13 protein-coding genes are annotated in these 15,125 nt (G+C 56.6%); 4 read left to right on the forward strand and 9 right to left on the reverse strand.

Translation table 11 applies throughout. The features are described 5' to 3' along the window. Positions 1 to 56: 56 nt before the first annotated feature. Positions 57 to 1,178, reverse strand: a complete 1,122-nt coding sequence (locus C9F13_RS17330) for a hypothetical protein (protein WP_157955121.1) — start codon at positions 1,176 to 1,178, stop codon at positions 57 to 59. A gap of 990 nt (positions 1,179 to 2,168) precedes the next feature. Between C9F13_RS17330 and C9F13_RS17335 the strand changes: the two genes are divergently transcribed. Then, on the forward strand, positions 2,169 to 2,768 hold the full coding sequence (locus tag C9F13_RS17335; RefSeq protein WP_157955122.1) for a hypothetical protein: 600 nt from the start codon (positions 2,169 to 2,171) through the stop codon (positions 2,766 to 2,768). Between the two features lie 42 nt (positions 2,769 to 2,810). Here the strand turns inward: C9F13_RS17335 and C9F13_RS17340 are convergent, their stop codons facing one another. After that, positions 2,811 to 3,860 carry a COG3904 family protein gene (locus tag C9F13_RS17340; protein WP_157955123.1) on the reverse strand — a complete coding sequence of 350 codons (1,050 nt, stop codon included), beginning with the start codon at positions 3,858 to 3,860 and terminating at the stop codon, positions 2,811 to 2,813. Positions 3,861 to 5,127: 1,267 nt separating this feature from the next. Further along, a complete protein-coding gene (locus tag C9F13_RS00085) occupies positions 5,128 to 6,081 on the reverse strand; it encodes a GlxA family transcriptional regulator (RefSeq protein ID WP_108444214.1) in 954 nt (317 codons plus the stop codon). A 146-nt stretch (positions 6,082 to 6,227) separates the two neighbouring features. Here C9F13_RS00085 and C9F13_RS00090 point away from each other — a divergent pair, with 146 nt between their 5' ends. Both C9F13_RS00090 and C9F13_RS00095 read left to right on the forward strand, forming a co-directional pair. After that, on the forward strand, positions 6,228 to 7,106 hold the full coding sequence (locus C9F13_RS00090; protein ID WP_108444215.1) for an MBL fold metallo-hydrolase: 879 nt from the start codon (positions 6,228 to 6,230) through the stop codon (positions 7,104 to 7,106). 163 nt (positions 7,107 to 7,269) lie between these two features. After that, entirely contained in the window at positions 7,270 to 7,815 is a 546-nt protein-coding gene (locus C9F13_RS00095) for a cysteine hydrolase family protein (protein ID WP_108444216.1), read from the forward strand. Positions 7,816 to 8,012: 197 nt separating this feature from the next. On the opposite strand, the gene C9F13_RS00100 is transcribed toward C9F13_RS00095, so the two are convergent. Genes C9F13_RS00100 through C9F13_RS00115 form a run of 4 tightly spaced genes read right to left on the reverse strand, consistent with a single transcriptional unit; the run spans position 8,013 to position 12,504 of the window. Further along, complete coding sequence (locus C9F13_RS00100) at positions 8,013 to 8,639, reverse strand: recombinase family protein (protein WP_108444217.1); 627 nt, start codon at positions 8,637 to 8,639, stop codon at positions 8,013 to 8,015. A gap of 60 nt (positions 8,640 to 8,699) precedes the next feature. Beyond that, positions 8,700 to 9,917, reverse strand: coding sequence for a TniQ family protein (locus C9F13_RS00105; protein WP_108444218.1), 1,218 nt, complete (start codon positions 9,915 to 9,917; stop codon positions 8,700 to 8,702). Next, positions 9,914 to 10,822 carry a TniB family NTP-binding protein gene (locus tag C9F13_RS00110; RefSeq protein ID WP_108444219.1) on the reverse strand — a complete coding sequence of 303 codons (909 nt, stop codon included), beginning with the start codon at positions 10,820 to 10,822 and terminating at the stop codon, positions 9,914 to 9,916. The genes C9F13_RS00105 and C9F13_RS00110 overlap by 4 nt, the downstream gene beginning before the upstream one ends. A 2-nt stretch (positions 10,823 to 10,824) precedes the next feature. Next, positions 10,825 to 12,504 carry a Mu transposase C-terminal domain-containing protein gene (locus C9F13_RS00115; RefSeq protein ID WP_108444220.1) on the reverse strand — a complete coding sequence of 560 codons (1,680 nt, stop codon included), beginning with the start codon at positions 12,502 to 12,504 and terminating at the stop codon, positions 10,825 to 10,827. Positions 12,505 to 12,709: 205 nt separating this feature from the next. Between C9F13_RS00115 and C9F13_RS00125 the strand changes: the two genes are divergently transcribed. Next, positions 12,710 to 13,321: a recombinase family protein gene (locus C9F13_RS00125; RefSeq protein ID WP_108444221.1), complete on the forward strand. Its 612-nt coding sequence runs from the start codon at positions 12,710 to 12,712 to the stop codon at positions 13,319 to 13,321. Between the two features lie 464 nt (positions 13,322 to 13,785). Here the strand turns inward: C9F13_RS00125 and C9F13_RS00130 are convergent, their stop codons facing one another. Both C9F13_RS00130 and C9F13_RS00135 read right to left on the reverse strand, forming a co-directional pair. Next, positions 13,786 to 14,058 (reverse strand): GrxA family glutaredoxin, encoded by a 273-nt coding sequence (locus C9F13_RS00130; protein WP_108444222.1) that lies wholly within the window; start codon positions 14,056 to 14,058, stop codon positions 13,786 to 13,788. 154 nt (positions 14,059 to 14,212) lie between these two features. Further along, a complete protein-coding gene (locus C9F13_RS00135; protein WP_108444223.1) occupies positions 14,213 to 15,031 on the reverse strand; it encodes an inositol monophosphatase family protein in 819 nt (272 codons plus the stop codon). Between the last annotated feature and the right edge of the window lie 94 nt (positions 15,032 to 15,125).

A 15,125-nucleotide genomic window follows, 5' to 3' on the forward strand; every position in this document is an offset into this window, starting at 1 on the left:
GGGAGGCTCCAGAGATAGGAGGTCGCCTTGAGCTAAAAGTGGCTAGAGGATTGTGTCTATATTTCTCTAAGAAGTTTTTTAAGATCGTTACTCTGTGAGTTCAAGTCTTGAAATATAATCTCAGTCCCTTTTCCACCGTCTTTTATCGGGGTAATGTTTTCTTTAAGGGAAATTGCGATTAGTTCAAGTGCCTTGTTTTTATCTTTTTCTGATAGACCTATATTTCCGATGCCTGAGTTTTCTGTAGAGGAGTTGACGAGACTTAATATCCCTGACGCTAAAGAGAGGTAGCGACAGCAGCAAAATAAAATATATGAATATTCTCTGTCTATTTCGGGGATGAAGGATGCTGAGTGATAAATAAAGTTTTTTATCGATATAACTCCCCCGTTTGTAATGTTTGTTATTTGCTGGAAGTTTTTTTGCGATCCATTAATAAGAGTGGTGATTCTTTCTCCATGCTCTTCCTCGTCACTTGTTTTTAAGTTAACTTGAGTTGATATGGTAAAAAGACTTCCTCCCATTTTTTGACCAAGTGCGGAGACTTTTTTTGCCAAGCAAATAATCTCTCCTTCTAAGATTTTGATATGCTCAATATTTTCTAATGAGGTTTTTTTTATGGCCTTTTCAACATTGGTTACTGCCTCGATAATTCCTTCCATATCTTTTCTGATTGAGGGGGCTCTAAAGTTACCTTCAAAGGCATCGGAGAAAAAATAGCTATGCATCTGGTTGTGCTTAACATTTCTGATATTTTGATTCTGAGAAGCGGTTTCAATAAACTCTTTTCTATGGCTGAATGCGTTTGAAAATGTAGTCGTTTTGACCGACATATTGATTCTTTCTGCATTTTGTTTGCTTGCATGAAGCCTAGCAACCATAACCCCTAGAAGAAGTGAGAGGGATAGGAAGCCTAATCCACCTTTAATATTTTCTTCAAAAATAAAGTTCAATAGCAGGTAAAAAGAGCTTATCGTTACATCTTCTTTCTGGATGTGCTGTCCGGCGTACCACACTCCAATTGATAAAGGAGCTACGCAAGAAAAAACAAACCAGAAATTTTTGTAAAATGGTTCGCTTGGTTTGAAAGTTAGTTCGGGGTTTAGTTTTTTTGTTATAAGAATGTGAATCAAATATGATAGGGCTATTCCAGATATTAAGTAGTAATGTAGTTGCATATGGTATTTCCAAATCATTTGTTGGTTAGGCTATCTTACTACTTTACCATCGCATACAGTTGAGCTGTAATAATCTTTTTCAGAAAATCTGGGGTTGAACCAAGACCATCTTTCGCAACGTTTACCATCGGAGCGACTGACTTCGGTTTTAGAACTAGGCTCACCAAGCATCGCGTAGAGCTGGCCTTGGGTCATACCGGGCACGATTTCTCCTCGAGCTCGCGCCTGAACTCGTGCGTTACGTCGATCGATGTTGGACTGATACGAGCTCGATGGTTGGGGTTGAGCCGATCGAGACGGTCTAGGCGCTGTACGGCGCAGAGGTTGGTAGTTAGGTGCTTCATAGGTGGTGATGGAACCGCCAGTGATGGGGACCTCAGCACCAGGGCATGGCTGTTGCTGGTATAGCGTGTCATCGCCGATCTCGCATTTGTAGACCTGGGCATTGGCGAGAGCGGGCAGCATGCTCGCGACGAGAAGCAGAAGGGCTGACTTGATCATCCTTGATCACCAATTGAATTCCTTTCGACTAATATAACTTAGCAGAAGGGCGGGAAAAGGCCAGTCGGTGTCTACACCTTGTCTACAGAAGCTTGCCAGAACCTGTCAGAATGGCGATTTTGGATGCCCTAAGGTGCTGATTTAACAGGCTGTGAGCAGCTCTGTGCTGCTCCGGGCAAATCTCATAATCCCTTGGCCGCTGTCGCGCGGTCAGGGACTCAAGCTGATGCAACAAGGCCCGTACCGTTACCTGGGTCATGAAAAGCTGACATGATCTGTCGTCAATCTCCTACATAGATAGATACTCGCGTTGGCCTAAGCTTCAAGCCGATGCTGTCGGAAGTTTCTCGACCTTTGGTCGTCTTGTAGCTCGCGGCATCCGTGATCTTGAGGGAAAGTTTTGCCAAGGATGGCTACATTATAACTTGTGCAGTCGTGGCGTGGGGAAGTTCAAAACGACAATAGCGAAGTAACAATGGGAAAATATATTTGGCCGTGATTATGGAATTGGTCCGAGATATAATTAAAAATCCGATTGGGCATTTGATTGCTGCTTTATGTTTATCTCTAGGGATACTTATAGCTCTTGATGCTAACTTGGCTGGCCTTTTTTTGGAGTTATGGGGCGTACTCATTACCCTAAGCTCCATCCACCAGACAAGGAAGTATTTTGGTGCAGAGGGTCTGGACGCTGCTATGGGGAACCGGCTTAAGGAATTAAAAGCTCTGCTTCCATTAAAAGAGGAGAAAAAGAGGGCAAGCGTTGATGTTATGGAAAGTGTTCTTGTTGAAGGGGGAACTATTGCTCAACTTCGTCAAACCGTTGTGCACAATGTTGATGAACCATCACTTCTTACTTTGAAAGAAGACATAAAAAAATTGTCAGAAAATCAAGAAGTAATAATGGGCATGGTCAAAGAAGACCATGAGAAATTTGAGAGTGCGATCAAAAATTTTACCGATGCTGCTGAAAAAGCCTCGGATGAAGTAAAGCAAACATTTTCAGATATTCACGTTAACGGTACTGAACTTGCCACTGTCGGCGTGGTCTTGATATTCATAGGTGCCGTTTTAAGTGCCACTCAATAACTCCTCTACGGTTCCAACCAAACCTGATTGCTCTCTGTATTGTCAGCGACAGTTGCTCATGAAATCCCGTATCATCTGTTTACCACCTTTGGTTTCTACTGTGTATCCCCAGAAAATTTCAGGATTATGAGGATGCGCTGCATGACCGAAGCTTTCGGACGACTGGATTCGCATCTTCAGGTATGCATCCAGACGAAATAGTCCGGTCACGTAACTCCCACCAGCGACCTCCCATTTCAGAGGGTTGCCTAAATCGATGAACTCACCGTCAACTCGGAGCGAGTGTTTAACTGTACTCTCAAGTATTGTGGAAGCATTCGCGCCAGCCTGGTACATCGTTGTCAGTAATATGTTATCATCTACGCATAAAAGCATGTTGCGCCCTTCACCCCACCAAGAATCCTGGGAGCCGCGCAGATAATATCCTCCTTCTACAATTTCCATCGACCACTCTGGGATCATGCTACCACCTGTAACCAAGTTCAGGCTCTGACTCTCTTCGCGTCCAAGAACGTATATCTCGTCCTTGCTGGCCATAACCATGCGCTCGAAAAGTTCAGATGAAACCCCCATAGCCGTCAGGTGGTTGGTGATAGCTGCCGACAAAATTTGCGCCACATCCAGATCGGAATCGCTCTTCACCTCGGAAGAAAAGCGATGCACACCAAGCTTAGAGCCCTCCTCTAGCGTGCGGAAAAGGCCTCCTACATAGGCCATCACACAAGAGCTAAAGCATTGCCCAGGCAACTTATCTACTGGACTACCACCATCCCGACCTACGTTAGTGGAAAGCCCACTACTTCGGATAACTTGTCCAAGCTCAATGCCTGCCAGCAGGTTTCCGCCAGGAGAGTTCAGGACTACGCTGCCACCGTCAAGTCTCAAATCCTCCACAATCTTTGCGATCTCTCCGGCCAGGTCTGTGGTGATTTCGCCAGTGATGAATAGCGTTCCAAGCCTAGGATTACCTGTTACCTTAGTGTACAAGTCATCCGGCGGGTAGACTTTGATAGAGTTATCTTGGCCAATGGCTTGTCCAGCTAATACAACTAAAGTAAACGCCAGACATCTTGAAAAGACCTTACTGCGCATAAGGATCCGTCCTCATTGTTCTTCAGCTCTGAGCCTACATAGTTTGATCAAGGCGCCCAGTAGCACTATTGCATCAAAATAACAACTGTAGTTGATTTGAGTATGCCGGAACTTTTACACGCCGGGCCTCGCTTGACCACCGACACACCACGTTCATGGAACGTGAAGGTGGTGATGATCTGTTCTTCAGTATGAGGGCTACGCTTCATCGCAAGATCTCCTGCTATCAGGGTAAACGTAGCGGAAATCTCACATTGTGGTAGAACCGATTATGTGGAGGAGGTCAGACAGATGCTATAAGATGAAAGCTTTATCCAGCCTTCTTGAGACTAATTTTACTAATTATTGAGTTGCCAGACAGCGATGCCCAGCAACTCTTATAGAAAATGGGTGTCACCTACTAGCTATCAATGACAGTGATACGGCTGAGAACCAGCGTGGCAGCACTGACCTTGTGGACTGTCCTTCCGGCACCCCCCGCTATGACCAAAAGCAGAGGTAGTGAAGGCGATGAGAACTAAAATCAATAGTATTTTTTGCATATTTGCTCCTACGTCGAAACACTGGGCTTATCTCTGCGAATGGAGATCTACCAGCAAGACTGCAGCGTTAAGTGTAGTAACAAAAAGCCACATTCGCTGTAAGAGATTGCCGACAAAGCTCGTCAGTTTTTATTCTTGTCTCTAGCCAGCCACCCAGCTTAGCTGAACATTCATTACTCAATATTTTAGATTAGCCATCCTTGGCATAAGCGATCCCTGAAAGCATGGACGCCGCGAGCTACAAGACGACTGAGAGCCGTGAATCTTCCGGCAGCACCCTGAAAAAGCGTAGGACAATGCATTTATCCGCCGATGTAGGACATTGACGACATGAGATGTCAGCTTTTTACAGCGCAGGTAGTAGCTAGGGTCTAGTCCCACCAGCTTGAGATTACGAAGGTCCGCTAGCGGCCTGAGATGGGTTGAATGAACAGTGAGACGGCTATCGATGTCAAGAGATTAGAGCGTGCTGGTTAGGTATACCTGAGTGGGCACAGGGCAGAGGAGGTCGTATTCGTGTTCATAATATGTGTTTGACAACCCAAACTGTCATTTTCAGAAGGCGACCGCACGGAGTGTCAGGAGTCGGTTGCATTACCCTGTTGCCTAAGCCAAGCGCTTGCTCCCGAGACGCGATGGGTTCGCTGGTGGCTTCTATCGGTTGAACCGGTGAAACCATGAATACGGGTCAACGGCGGAGGAGGGAAAGGTAGGCCCGACGATAGTTAGGCGGTTTCGCCGAAGGTCTTGCGCCAGTCGCGAGGGCTAACCTGATGGCGCTGCCTGAAATGCTGCCGGAACGACGTGGCCGTATGGAAACCGATCCTTTCCGCGATCGCTTCTACCGACAAGGACGTGGTTTCCAACAGCTCGCGTCCACGCCGTAACCGCTCGCTCACCAGCCACGCCACCACCGTCATGCCAGTGGCCTTGTGGAAATGGCGCGTGAAGGTACGCCGGCTCATGGCGGTCCGGGCAGCGAGCTCGTCGATGGTGTGTGATTCCGCCAGGTGTTCTCGCAGGTAGTCGAGCAGGCGGTTGATATGGGCGTCCTGGGTGGAGGTGGCAACCGGCTGCTCAATGAACTGCGCCTGCCCACCCTCTCGATGCGGTGGGACCACCATGACACGGGCCACCTTGTTGGCAACCTGCGCGCCGTAATATTCGCGTACCAGGAATAAGCAACAATCCAGGCCGGCAGCGGTACCGGCCGACGTTACCAGACGATCCTCCTCCACGTAGAGCGCATTGGTGTCCAGTTTGACTCTGGGAAAGCGGCCACTGAAGTCTTGTTCGGCCATCCAGTGAGTCGACGCCCGTCTGCCGTCCAGCAGCCCGGCGTAAGCCAGGGCATAGGTCCCGTAACAGAGCCCCACCACATGGGCGCCCCGCTCATGACAGCGGACGAGCGCTTCGGCCAACTCTGGAGGCGGTGCTTCATTCAGGTCATGCCAGCCAGGCACCACCGCGATATCCACCCTGTCCAGCAGTTCCAGGCCGCCGTCGGGCCGTACCGTCATCGCCCGCTCGGTTTCCAGCGGCCTTCCCTCCGGCGCCACTATGGACAGATCGAACAGTGGGCGATCGGGCAGGGCCATCCCGAACACCGTATAGGGCACCGAGAAATGGAAGGGACTGATATTCGGGTGAAGGATCAATCCGACGCTGGGCAGCGACAAGGCGCGACTCCTGAGGTTCGTATTGCTTGACCATATCACGCTGGCCCGAAAGTTTCGATTATTGTCTTTTAGGCCAATTTCTAGCTCAGCCGGGTCCCTCTAGACTGCTTGCCATCACCCCAGCAACGTAATGGAGGAGCATCCAGATGCTGATCAAGACCCTCGCCAGTTCCCTGGCCCTGACCACGACCCTCATCGCCGGCATTGCCTCCGCGGACTCGATGTCTCAGGAGACAACGCAGCAAGTGCAGCAGATCCGCAATGCCACGGTGAAGATCACCTATGGGGATACCACCTTCCTGATCGACCCAATGCTGGCCGAGCAGGGCGCCTATCCGGGCTTCGAGGACACCTACCGCAGCGAGTTGCGCAATCCGCTGGTTGGGCTGCCAATGCCGGCAGAGGAGGTGATTGACGACGCGGACGCTGTGATCGTCACCCACACCCACCTCGACCACTGGGACGCCGCCGCGCAGGAGCTGCTGCCGAAGGAAATTCCCCTGTTCGCCCAGAATGCCGCCGATGCCGAGCTGATTCGCTCCCAGGGCTTCAGCGATGTGCGCATCCTCGATGGTGACGCCGAGTTCGGCGGGGTGCAGCTCCACAAGACGGGTGGTCAGCACGGCTCCGATACCCTCTATGCCATCCCCGACCTGGCACAAGCACTCGGCGATGTCATGGGCGTGGTCTTCGAGGCGCCGGGACAGAAGACCACCTATGTGGTCGGCGATACCGTCTGGCGCGACGAAGTCGAACGGGCACTGGAGCGCTACAACCCCGAGGTGATCGTGCTGAATACCGGCGCCGCCGAGATGACCGGTTTCGAAGGTGACCCCATCATCATGGGCCAGGAAGATACGTTGCGTACCCATCAGGCGGCCCCGAATGCCACCATCATCGCGGTGCATATGGACGCCGTGAACCACATGACGCTAAGCCGTGACGAACTGGCCGACTATGTGCAGGAAGAGGGCATCGAGGATCATGTCGTGATCCCGGCTGACGGCGAGGTCATCTCCTTCTGATCCCAAGGGCCGCCACCTTCATGGCGGCCCGTTTCTCCCTATCAGCGCACTGGAGGCGTTCTCGCCCGCTCACCGCAGTCCTGGCCAGAGCATAAATACTCTGGCACGGAAGGCGAATGGCACCAAGGCGTCTGGTAAACACCACCGAAAGAGGATTGGTCACATGAGTAACCGCGCAATCATTGTCGTCGATATCCAAAACGAATATTTTTCCACAGGCAAGCTACCGCTGGAAGGTATTGAAACGGCAGCAAAGAATGCAGCCAAGGTCATCGAGCAGGCTCGATCGGCAAAGGACCTCGTCGTCTATGTTCGACATGAGTCCGCCGATTCGGATATTCCCTTCTTCACTCCCGGTACGCAAGGAGTGGCGATCCATCCCATTGTCGCTCCTCTTGACTCGGAAACGGTGCTATTGAAGCATTTTCCCAACTCATTTCTTGAGACCGGCCTGAAGGAGCTACTGGATCGACACGATATCGAAGAAGTCGTGGTCATCGGCGCCATGAGCCATATGTGCATCGATGCGACCAGCCGTGCGGCTTCGGACTTCGGCTATAAGACGACGATCGTCCACGATGCTTGCGCCACGCAAGATCTTGAATTCGATGGCATGGCAGTGCCAGCATCTCAGGTCCACGCCGCCATGATGGCAGCCTTGGCATTCGCTTACGGCACGGTAATAACCACGGAGCAATACATCGCGTAACGCCATCGACCTGTACGATGCTCCCCTCACCGCCGTCTTCGTGGCACCACTGATGGAAGGCGGCATTCGGGGGCCGTATCACCCCCGACGGTTTTCCTTTCGAATCGATTTGAACGGGCGCGGTAAGTTTTGGATAACTTGACCAGTCATCTAGGTCTACTACCTCCTCGGGCGCGAAACTCTCTGCCCCACACGCCTCAGTTTCCTCGCTTGTGACGGGCAAGCAATTTTTCACCATCGGCTCGCAATTCACCTTTCGGTCCGACGAACCGGTATAGCGTCTGCCGCGTAATCCCGAGTTCAGCACAAAGATCTCGCACCTTGGTTTCCGGTTTTCCCATGGCCGCGCATGCGAGGCGCAACTTGGCCGGGGTCATCTTGAAAGGACGACCGCCATGCCGCCCGCGCGCGCGCGCTGACGCCAAGCCAGCCTGCGTCCGCTCGGAAATCAGTTCACGCTCGAATTCCGATAAAGCGGCAAAGATCCCGAACACCAGCTTTCCCGCAGCGGTTGTCGTGTCGATGGCTGCCCCATGCCCCGTCAAGACCTTCAGGCCCACACCGCGGCCGGTGAGCTCATGCACGGTATTGATCAGATGGCGCAGGTCGCGCCCGAGTCGATCCAGCTTCCATACCACCAGCGTGTCTTCTGACCGAAGGGCCTTGAGGCAGTTCGCTAGCCCTGGGCGGTCTTCCCGCTTGCCGGAGGCCTGGTCTTCATAGATATGCGCCGGATCGACCCCCGCCTCAATCAGCGCATCGCGTTGGAGATGGGTGGCCTGGGACCCGTCGGCTTTCGACACCCGCATGTAGCCAATGAGCATATGCTTCCTGTCACATAAACGATCGATTATGTGACAGTCTGTGCCAGAAAGCGTTGACCGTCAAAATTCGTCACTTAACCAGTCACTTATTTTACGACATGTAAAGGGTCCATCGGGCTCATAATGTGACAAGAATTCCGGCGGAATACCCTCCTTGGCAAACTCGTCGCGCAGACGCTCCAGAGACTCTGGGTCTCGCTTCCCATAGGCTGCCAGCGCGAACAGTGAGCGGGCTGTCTCGGGATTGTGCCGGGCTTCGGCGACGGCTTCGGTGATAACCTTGACCACCTCCTGCCCGTAGTCGATGGGCTCCTGCTTCCGCTCCTTCACGGGCAGGCCGTTGGTGAACCCGGTTTGCGGCTCCGACCAAAATAACTTTGCATGCTCCCCAGGTGGGCTTATCACCCTCGACTCGTTCAAGTGGATTGCCGTTGCCGCCGCTTCCAGCATCTGTAACCGCACTGCCGGGTCCAGGGTTTCATACGGTCGCCATAGACTTTGTCCAGCGCGCACCGGATACCCGCAGCCTTCCCAGACATGGCGGATATATCCCGCGTAGGTTCCGCACGTCGAGAGCGGGGTGTTCAGCTCATCGAGCAGCGTGCGTAGCATCCGAAACCAGAGGCCGGCGTGGATGCGTCGGCGCGGCAGCTCAACGTAGCCCGTTGTCATCGCCTGCCAGGTGCGCCGGTCCATCGCCGTAATCGCTTCGCTGGCTGCGCGAGGTGAAGGGTCGGTGTTCTCCCACCTGAGAAACCGCCCAGGTACTCCCCAATAGGACTCCAGCCAGCAGCCATGCTGCGGGCAGCTCAGCATCAAGGGCAGCTTCCAGGCGAGCAATATGGCTTGATCCGCCGGATCGTTCAGGCAGATCGGGCAGGCTCGGTCAACCGGCTGACGGGGTAGCCAGGCCCGCCAACGTGCGACTGTTCTGATTTTACGCTTGTGTCTCGGTAGCAGCACCGAGCACTGGAACGCATAGGTTTCCAGGGCAGTCGGAATCTGGTCGTCGAGGCTGTCCAGCAGCCACGGTACCCAGCCGACGATGGTCATGCAGCGCAGCCGGTCCAACTCGATGCCGCTGCGCTGGGAGAGCACCGTCAGCAGCGACAGCGGCGGTGCGGTGTCCAGGTCATCGACCTGGCCGTGGCCGAGATCGTGTGCCAGCAGGTCGCGCGCGTCCATCTGGTAGCACGCCGCGACACGGTGGAGCCATGACGATAGGGCCTCTCCCTCCACGGGGGCCGGATGCAGCGGCCAGCGTGGTACGGGCTTCACATCAGTTCCCGCTCGAACTGGCGTCGCCGCTCACCGGGGCCTGTGTAATCGGCCATGCTGAGCGTGCGATGGCTGATGGCCTCCTCGCCGCTCTCCACGGCGGCGACCGCTGCCGCCATCAGCAGGTGCGCCAGTTCGCCGATGGTGCCCTCACAGCGGGTGAGCAGATAGCGCGCCATGTCCGGCGTGGCAATCGGTGAGTGCCGCCGCAGCGGGAGCGACGCGGCGAAGCTGGCCAGCAATGAGCAGCAAGCGTCGTCGGCCTCCCACAACGGCAGCATCATGGGCTCGAACCGGTTCTCCAACTGGTCGTCAGAGCGGATGGCCAGATAGGCGTCGCGCGTGCCGACCCCGACCAGCGGGATACGCAGCTCGTTGCCGAGGAAACGCAGCAGGTTGAGGAATTCCCGCCGGTTCACGCTGTTGCCGGCCAGGACGTTGTGTAGCTCGTCGATGACCAGCAGGCGCACACCGACCTTGCGCAGCAACGCCAACGCCAGTTGCTCCATTTCTGGCAGCCGGGAGCGTGGGCGCAATGGCGCGCCCATCGCGGCAAGCAGCGCCACATAAAAGCGGATCACTGACGGCTCGGACGGCATCTGCACGACCAGCACCGGCATGTGCTCCTGATCAGCATCGGTGCTGGCTGGATGTGCGCGCCGGAATTTCTCGATGATCATCGACTTGCCGTTGTTGGTTGGACCGACCAGCAGCAGGTTGGGCATGCGCTGTTTGTTCGGCCACGCATACAGGGTTTCCAGCCGATTCAGTGCTTCCACTGCGCGCGGATAGCCGATCCAGCGGTCGGCGCGAATGCGCTGGATGCGTTCGTCCGCTGGCAGTCGAGCCAATCCCTGTGCCGCCGGCAGCAGGTGGGAGAAGTCGATAATGGGATACTCGTCCACGGCTACCACTCCTCAACCTGGTCGAACGGTTTGGCCGGCGGCTGGCTCTCCGTCTGCAAGTCCGCCCTGTCCGTGTCCGGCGGAATGGGCTTGCCAGGCGGAGCCGACGCCTTGAGGTGCTGGCGTCGATCCGCATCGCGCCGCGCCTTGCGCGTAGCCTTCTGTGCAGTGGTCACGATGTCGCGCATCTGCTCGATCATGCGGAACAGGGCCGATTCATCGACCTGTTCGCGTCCCAACTGACGCAGCCGCGCCAACGCCTGGCGTTGCTCCCAGAGCGTGACGGCTGGATGGGACAGGGTGCGGTAGGGGATCTCCAGGTAGTGTTGGCCTTCCGGCTCCAATACCCAGATGCGGCTGATGTCGCGCGGGTCGCGCCGGATCAGGAATACGGGCAAGCGGTCGCGCCGGGCAATCCACGGCTTGAGCGCATCGGCATAGTAGTGGATGTGGTCAATGACGAAGCCGGTCCGCGTCAGCGTGCGGCGGATCACCGGCAGGAAATCGACCAGAAACGCTGTAGAGCGAGTGACGACGACCGGCATGCCGACACGTGTCACCGCCTCGGTCCAGCACGCGGCCGGCGGTTGGAGCAGGCTGTTGTGCACCGAGCCATGATAGGTACCGACCGCCAACGCAAGCCAGCGCTCCAGCTCGCGCAGTGTCAGGACGGCCTTGTTCTCGGCGTCGTACTCCCCGCGCTGGCCGGGGTTGGAGAAGGTCGTCCCTGGCAGCTCGTCATGGATCATCTGCATCGCCGTGCCGATGATGCGTTCCACGATCCCGCCGTAGTGCGGCTGCCTGGGCGGGCGGTAGTTTAACTGGATGCCATGCTGCTCGCAGCCACGGCGCAGGGCCTCGCTCTTGAACTCGGCCGCGTTGTCCAGATAAAGCTGCTTGGGCTTACCGCTCATCGGCCAGTCCATCTCCACGTCCATCCCCTCCAGCCAGGGGCGCTTGTCGCAGGCGACGTGCGCGAGGCACAGGCCAACCGAGACGGCGGACGGTGCTTCCAGCGTGGCTACCATGCCGAGCACGCAGCGGGTGAACACGTCGATGGCGATGGTCAGGTGAGGCCTGCCAATCGGTTGCCGGTCGCGCTCATCCACCACGATCAGGTCGATGACTGTGTGGTCGATCTGCACCTGCTCCAGCGGCGAGGTTACGGCGGGAGGTACGCCACCGACACCTTGCAGGTCGCGGGACGCCTCCCGGCCTTCACGGCGGCGAGTAGTCTTGAGCGGATCGAGGTCGGCGATCCGCCGAGCCACGGTGTTCCGCGCTGGCACCCTTAGCTTCTGCGCTTTACACGCCTGCGCGACGTCCCGGTGGAACGCCGCTAGGCTGCGCTTCTGCTTGGTCAGGAAGCGCTTGTGCAGCAGTTCACGGATGATGCGTTCGATCGACTCCGGCAGCCGCCCCTTGCCCTTGCCACCGCCGGATCGGCCGGGAGCCAGGTCCGTCACGAGGCCACTACCTTGCCGGGCGCGGCGGATCAGGACATACACCTGCCGCCGGGACAGGCCCAGCGCTTGAGCGGCAGCGTCGGCGGCCTCATGCCCGACTACCTCAAGCGCTGCCAGTGGTCCGATGATGGCCGTTCGGTGCCGGGCCTGTGTCCAGGCTTCATCGGATAGAGTGGCCACGCCGTGCTCGGCAATCGGTGAGGTGTCTGATGCCATGCCCCGACCCGCCTGTGGTGCATAGGAGTACTGAGCATAGTCGAGGTTGGTGAAGGCGACTGCTGATACCGGGCTGTCAGGAGCCGCCTTCACACCTGGCGTTGCGCCCCGTCACCTGGTGCAGTCGTCTTCTGAAAATGACACAAACGACCACGCTAATAATGACCACATCCTAATGAATACGAATCACAGGGAGTGTGTCGGAATGACTTTCATTCGTGCGTATCTTCGAGCATCCACCGAAGACCAGAACGCCAGTCGTGCCCGTGAGGCACTTGAAGCCTTTGCCAAGGACAAGGGGGCGAAGGTGGCCTCCTGGTATATCGAGAACGCCAGTGGCACCAAGGCTGATCGTACAGAGCTTGCACGCCTGATTGATGATGCACAGGCCGGAGACATTCTCCTGATCGAGCAGGTAGACCGCCTGACACGACTAACCAAGAGCGACTGGGACAAGCTTAAGGTCGCCATTCAGAGTGCGGGGATTCGTGTGGTGTCCCTCGATCTACCTACCAGTCACACAGCCATGACAGTAAGCGCCAGCGATGACTTCACTGGTCGGATGCTGGATGCGGTAAACGCCATGTTGCTGGATATGTTGGCCGCTGTAGCTCGTAAAGACTATGACGACCGCCGTAGGAGACAGGCTGAAGGTATCGCGAGGGCTAAGGCTCAGGGAGTCTACCAAGGCCGCCCTGTTGATCAGGCTTTGCACCAGAAGATTCGAGAACTGCGAGAGAAGGGCTTTAGTATTCGGAAGACGGCTGACCTTGCTGGCTGTGGTGTCTCAACCGTTCAGCGTGCCTTGAAGGGCTAAAGCTGTGACTCGTGGTTGTGTGCGTGACTGGCAAGCTCTAAAGGTGAAAATTTCAAAATCATATAAAAATTCTATAAAGAGTATGCGATTGCATAGTTAAACCCTATGCATGAGCTGTCTTTTCTTACTATCCCAAAAGCTCAAAATCTGCTCGTCTGCTTATCCAGACCCGTATCCGTATCGATGGGGGGTGCTTGAAAAATCCAGATCAAGGGTGGCCTGACAAGTTTTGAGGCTGTTGAGGCATTCCGTTTGCCAGGGGGTGGATACGTCGCTTTCTGGCGTCACTTTTTGTGATCTGGGTAGGTGGTACAGAAGGACGTACAAAATCCAGAATAGTTAGGCAGTGCATCGGAATGTGATCAAGTAGGGTTTTTTACAGGCACGAGAAGAAGGGGGCTGATAGAACCCCCTTTCGATTGCTGCTAAAGTTGAAGGTAAGGACTTGGGAAAATCCTTACAAATCAGGCTTTTTCAGTAGCCAGCAGGGCGTTGTCGCGCACGAACTGATCGAACTCGGTGAAGCCGCCGACGTGGGTCTGGTCGACGAAGATCTGCGGCACGGTGTGCACCGGCTGTCCGATGGTCTTCTCCAGGTCGGCCTTGGTGATGCCCTCGACCTGGATGTCGACGTAGCGGTGGCCTTCGATGGCGCCGGCGCTCTCGAGCCGCTCGGCCAGCGACTTGGCGCGGACGCAGAAGGGGCAGGCGGGACGGCCGAAGATGACGACGAACATGAAGCGGCTCCTGGCACGGCGGGGTGCGTGGCAATGGATGATGGGATAGGAGGAGCCATATTGTGAAGGAGCGCGTGGCCTTTCGCCAATAGTCGCCGCCTTGGGCGGCGATGGCGGCGCGCTATCGCGTCCATGACGCGTGGCGTGGGTCGGGTCAGAGGTCGATCTCGCCGGCGTCGGCGCGGCGCAGCAGGTCGCCCAGGGCGTCGTGGAGCTCGGGGGTGGTGACCAGCAGGTTCTCGCCGTAGAGCCCCTCCGGGATGCCCGGCGGGACGGGGTAGAGATGCCCGGTACGGGCGCCGGCCTCGCGGGCGATCAGCCAGCCCGCGGCGCAGTCCCAGGGCGAGACGCTCTCGTAGTAGGCGTCCAGCCGGCCGCAGGCCACGTCGCACAGGTCGAGGGCGGCCGAGCCGTTGCGCCGGATGTCCTGGCAGTGGCCGAGCACCGCGGTGAGGCGACGCATCAGCGGCGGGCGGCTGTCGCGACGGTAGGGAAAGCCGGTACCGACCAGGCAGCGGCTCAGGCGGTCGGTGTGGCCGGCGCGGATCGGCTCGCCGTTGCACCAGGCGCCCTGGCCGTCCAGGGCGGTGAAGGTCTCGCCGAGGAAGGGGGCGTGCACGACGCCGAGGCGCGTGCGGTCCGCACTGGACCAGGCGATGGAGACCGCCACGTGACGCAGGCCGTGGGCGAAGTTGACCGTGCCGTCGATGGGGTCCACCACCCACAGCGCCTGGCGCTTGGAGAGCGCCTCGCGATCGGGGGCCAGCTCCTCGCTGAGGCGCGCCTCGTCGGCGAAGTGGGCCTGGAGGCGCTCGCCGATGTGCGTGTCCACCTCGACGTCGGCATCGGTGACCAGCTCGTGGCCGTGCTTGTAGCGCTGGCCGAAGGCCTGACCCTCGCGGGCGGCGACGATCATCTGGCCGGCCTCGTGGGCGATATCGACGGCGATCTCCAGGCGCTGGGCGGGGGTCATGGCGGCTCCTTGGCGGGGCGTGGCGGGGGCGAACGGCTTCATGCTAGCAGCTCGCCGGGGCGCTGCCGAACGGTCGGGGGCGGCGAGCCGAGTG

This window comes from Halomonas denitrificans (assembly GCF_003056305.1).
Lineage (GTDB): Bacteria > Pseudomonadota > Gammaproteobacteria > Pseudomonadales > Halomonadaceae > Halomonas > Halomonas denitrificans.

What these genes read in the sequence shown, in the direction of transcription:
- C9F13_RS17330 (WP_157955121.1), bottom strand. Translation starts at nt 1,178, where the DNA reads ATGCAACTACATTACTACTTAATATCTGGAATAGCCCTATCATATTTG.
- C9F13_RS17340 (WP_157955123.1), bottom strand. Translation starts at nt 3,860, where the DNA reads ATGCGCAGTAAGGTCTTTTCAAGATGTCTGGCGTTTACTTTAGTTGTA.
- C9F13_RS00090 (WP_108444215.1), top strand. Translation starts at nt 6,228, where the DNA reads ATGCTGATCAAGACCCTCGCCAGTTCCCTGGCCCTGACCACGACCCTC.
- C9F13_RS00095 (WP_108444216.1), top strand. Translation starts at nt 7,270, where the DNA reads ATGAGTAACCGCGCAATCATTGTCGTCGATATCCAAAACGAATATTTT.
- C9F13_RS00100 (WP_108444217.1), bottom strand. Translation starts at nt 8,639, where the DNA reads ATGCTCATTGGCTACATGCGGGTGTCGAAAGCCGACGGGTCCCAGGCC.
- C9F13_RS00115 (WP_108444220.1), bottom strand. Translation starts at nt 12,504, where the DNA reads ATGGCATCAGACACCTCACCGATTGCCGAGCACGGCGTGGCCACTCTA.
- C9F13_RS00125 (WP_108444221.1), top strand. Translation starts at nt 12,710, where the DNA reads ATGACTTTCATTCGTGCGTATCTTCGAGCATCCACCGAAGACCAGAAC.
- C9F13_RS00130 (WP_108444222.1), bottom strand. Translation starts at nt 14,058, where the DNA reads ATGTTCGTCGTCATCTTCGGCCGTCCCGCCTGCCCCTTCTGCGTCCGC.
- C9F13_RS00135 (WP_108444223.1), bottom strand. Translation starts at nt 15,031, where the DNA reads ATGACCCCCGCCCAGCGCCTGGAGATCGCCGTCGATATCGCCCACGAG.